At 73.3% G+C, this 3,889-nt stretch carries 3 protein-coding genes; 1 reads left to right on the top strand and 2 read right to left on the bottom strand.

Going from position 1 to position 3,889, the window contains the following annotated elements:
* Positions 1-115 precede the first annotated feature (115 nt).
* Both ACFWWQ_RS24270 and ACFWWQ_RS24265 read right to left on the bottom strand, forming a co-directional pair.
* A complete protein-coding gene (locus tag ACFWWQ_RS24270; RefSeq protein WP_384599809.1) occupies positions 116-1,111 on the bottom strand; it encodes a PhoH family protein in 996 nt (331 codons plus the stop codon).
* A 173-nt stretch (positions 1,112-1,284) separates the two neighbouring features.
* Entirely contained in the window at positions 1,285-2,433 is a 1,149-nt protein-coding gene (locus tag ACFWWQ_RS24265; RefSeq protein WP_384599806.1) for a carbohydrate kinase family protein, read from the bottom strand.
* A gap of 105 nt (positions 2,434-2,538) precedes the next feature.
* Between ACFWWQ_RS24265 and ACFWWQ_RS24260 the strand changes: the two genes are divergently transcribed.
* Positions 2,539-3,889, top strand: a 1,351-nt coding sequence (locus tag ACFWWQ_RS24260; protein WP_384599804.1) for a hypothetical protein, incomplete at its 3' end; no start/stop codon positions are given.

Genomic DNA, 3,889 nt, shown 5'->3' with positions numbered 1-3,889 from the left:
GGGGGGGGGGCGGGCGGGGCTGGTTTGTTCGTGCGCCGCGAGTGGGGGGGGGGCCGTGCGGGTTGGGGGGGGGGCGGGGCGGGCGGGGGGGGGGGGCCCCCCCGGCGGAACGGACCTAGCCGCCGTTGCGGCTGTCGTACTTCTCGTAGGCGTCGACGATACGGCCCACGAGCTTGTGGCGGACGACGTCCTGGCTGGTGAGGAGGGAGAAGTGGACGTCGTCGACGCCCTCCAGGATCTCCCGGACCTGGCGCAGCCCGCTCTTGGTGGTGCCGGGCAGGTCGACCTGGGTGACGTCACCCGTGATGACGATCTTCGATTCGAAGCCGAGGCGGGTGAGGAACATCTTCATCTGCTCGGGGCTGGTGTTCTGCGCCTCGTCGAGGATGATGAACGCGTCGTTCAAGGTGCGGCCCCGCATGTAGGCGAGCGGCGCGACCTCGATCGTCCCGGCGGCCATCAGGCGCGGGATGGAGTCGGGGTCGAGCATGTCGTGGAGCGCGTCGTAGAGCGGCCGCAGATACGGGTCGATCTTCTCGTAGAGGGTGCCGGGCAGGAAGCCGAGGCGTTCACCGGCCTCGACGGCGGGGCGGGTCAGGATGATGCGGTTGACCTGCTTGGCCTGGAGCGCCTGGACCGCCTTGGCCATGGCGAGGTAGGTCTTGCCGGTGCCCGCCGGGCCGATGCCGAAGACGACGGTGTGCTTGTCGATGGCGTCGACGTAGCGCTTCTGGTTGAGCGTCTTGGGGCGGATGGTGCGGCCGCGGTTGGAGAGGATGTTCTGGGTCAGGACCTCGGCCGGGGTCTCGCCGCTGCCGTCGCCGTCCGCGCGCAGCATCGCGATGGAGCGTTCCACCGCGTCCTCGGTCATCGGCTGGCCGGTGCGGAGCACCAGCATCATCTCGTCGAAGAGGCGTTGGACGAGAGCCACTTCCTCGGCGTCGCCGACGGCGGTGACGTCGTTTCCGCGGACATGGATGTCGGTGTCGGGGAACGCCTTCTCGATCACACGGAGGAGCGCGTCTCCGGATCCCAGGACCGTCACCATGGGGTGCTTGGCCGGGACGGTGAACTGGGCGCTCGCCTGCTGGTGCCTGGGTGTCTGCGTCATGGGTCGGCGCTGTGGCCTGCTCAACCCCTGTCCTTTGCCGATGGCTGATGAGCGGTGCGTATGGGCTCAGCTCCTACGGTCTCCAGAGTACGACGGGGTACCGACATCACCGAAAGGCTTTACGAAGATCGAAGCCGCGGGCGGGCACGGTCCGCCCGTCCCCGCCCGCGGCCCTACGCCGGGCGCCGGAAGCCGATCGTGGGGACGGCGCGGGCCGGCGGGGTGCAGCGGCCCGGCGCGGGCAGGACGGCGTCGAGGAAGGCGTAGCGGTCGCGGAGCGCATCGATGGCCGGGGCGCGGTCGGCGCGGACCCGCTGCCACCAGGTGACGATCTCGGCCCAGCCGGGCGCCGCGAGGGAGCCGCCGAACTCCTGGACCGAGAGGGCGGCGGTCAGCCCGGCGAAGGCGAGCCGGTCGGCGAGCGGCCAGGCGGCGAGGGTGCCGGTGACGAAGCCCGCGACGAAGACGTCACCGGCGCCGGTCGGATCCAGGGCCTCCACGGCGATGGCGGGCACCTCGGCGCTCTCGCCGGTCCGGCCGTCGACGGCGCAGGCGCCCTCGGAGCCCATGGTGACGACGGCGAGCGGCACCCGCTCGGCGAGCTTGCGGGCCGCGGCGCGCGGGTCGGAGGTGCGGGTGTAGCGCATCGCCTCCTCGGCGTTGGGCAGGAACGCCTCGCAGTGTTCGAGCCCGTCGAGGTCGGCCGGGTCCCAGCGGCCGGTGTCGTCCCAGCCGACGTCGGCGAAGATCCGGCTGCCGCGGGCGGCGGCGCAGCCCAGCCAGCCCTCGTGGCGGCCGGGCACCAGCGAGGCGACGCAGGCGCGGGACGGCGGCGGGCAGCCGGGGGCGTGGCCGCCGTCGAAGGCGGTCTCCGGCGGCGGCGCCTCGTGGCCGTGCGAGACCATCGTCCGTTCGCCCTCGTACGCCATGGAGACGGTGACGGGGGAATGCCAGCCGGGGATGGTGCGGGAGTAGGTGAGGTCGATGCCCTCACCGTGACTGAGGGCGTCCCAGCAGTACTCGCCGTACATGTCGTCGCCGAACGCGGCGGCGAGGGAGGTGCGCAGGCCGAGGCGGGCGAGGGCGGTGGCCATGTTGGCGACGCCGCCGGGGCTGGAGCCCATGCCGCGGGCCCAGGACTCGGTGCCGCGGACCGGCGCGGAGTCGAGGCCGGTGAGGATGATGTCGAGGAAGACGGTGCCGGTGAGGTAGACGTCGGTGGCCGGGTCGCCGTCGGCGCGGAGGGGGGCGAGCGGGTCGAGTACCGGTGTCGTGACGCCCGGCTGTACGGGGTGTTGCTGTGGTCGCGGTCCAGCGCTCACCGTGCTCGCCTCTCTCCCGCAGGTCCGGTCGCGGTGGTTCCGTCGCGTGCGTCCCCGTCCCGGCGGTGCCGACAGTGTGCCTGATGCCGGTGTACGTTCCGGCCCATGAGGCTCACGATTCTCGGTGGCGGCGGATTCCGGGTGCCGCTGGTGTACCGCGCGCTCCTGGACGACCCGGCGCACGCGATCGACGAACTGACCCTGCACGACACCGATCCGCGGCGGCTCGCGGTGATCGGGGACGTGCTGGCACGACAGGCGCAGGGGCATCCGGCGCCGGTGCGGGTACGGCGGGCGGCGAGCCTGGACGAGGCGCTGTCCGGCGCCGACTTCGTCTTCTCCGCGATCCGGGTGGGCGGGACCGCGGGCCGGGTGCGCGACGAGCGGATCCCGCTGGCCGAGGGCGTACTGGGCCAGGAGACGGTAGGCGCCGGCGGGGTGCTCTACGGGCTGCGGACGATCCCGGTGGCGCTGCGGATCGCGGAGCGGGTGGCCGAACTGGCGCCGCGCGCGTGGGTCATCAACTTCACCAATCCGGCGGGGATGGTGACGGAGGCGATGGCGGAGGTGCTGGGCGAGCGGGTCATCGGGATCTGCGATTCGCCGGTGGGTCTGGTGCGGCGGGCGGCGCGGGCCGCCGGCGCGCACGGCGAGGCGTTCGCGGCGGGCCGGGTGACGTACGACTACGTGGGCCTCAACCACCTCGGCTGGCTGCGGTCGTTGGCGCTGGACGGGCGGGAGCTGCTGCCGGGGCTGCTGGCGGATCCGGCGGCGCTGGGCTCGTTCGAGGAGGGGCGGCTGTTCGGCGCCGAGTGGCTGGCGGCGCTGGGCGCGCTGCCCAACGAGTATCTGCACTACTACTACTTCCGCCGGGAGACGCTGGCGTCGGTACGGGCCGCGGACGAGACGCGCGGGGAGTTCCTCGACGGGCAGCAGGGCGGGTTCTTCGCGCGGGCGGCGGGGGCAGGCGGCCCGGAGAAGGCGTACGCGCTGTGGGAGTCCACCCGGCGCGAGCGTGAGGAGACATACATGGCGGAGAGCCGGGAGGCCAGCGGCGGTTGGCAGCGCGACGCCTGTGATCTGGAGGGCGGCGGGTACGACCGGGTCGCGCTGGCGCTGATGCGGGCGCTCTCCCCCAGCGCAGACGGTGCAGACGGTGCGGGCAGCCGCCTGATTCTCAATGTGCGCAACGGTACGACGGTGCCGGAGCTGGCGCCGGACGCGATCGTGGAGACGGTGTGCGAGGTGGGCGCGGACGGGCCGGTGCCGCTGCCGTGCGCGCCGCTGCGGGCCGATCAGTTGGGGCTGATGCTCCAGCTCAAGGCGGTGGAGCGGGCGACGGTCGAGGCGGCCGTACGCAAGGACCGGCAGGCGGCGCTGCGGGCCATGGCGCTCCATCCGCTGGTGGACTCCCCGGCGGTGGCCGCCCGCATTCTGGAGCGGGCGGCCGGGGAGG

It is taken from the genome of Streptomyces sp. NPDC059080 (genome assembly GCF_042739975.1).
Lineage (GTDB): Bacteria > Actinomycetota > Actinomycetes > Streptomycetales > Streptomycetaceae > Streptomyces > Streptomyces benahoarensis.
Note: the sequence above shows the minus strand (reverse complement) of the source record. Positions and strands in the feature narration are given on the sequence as shown.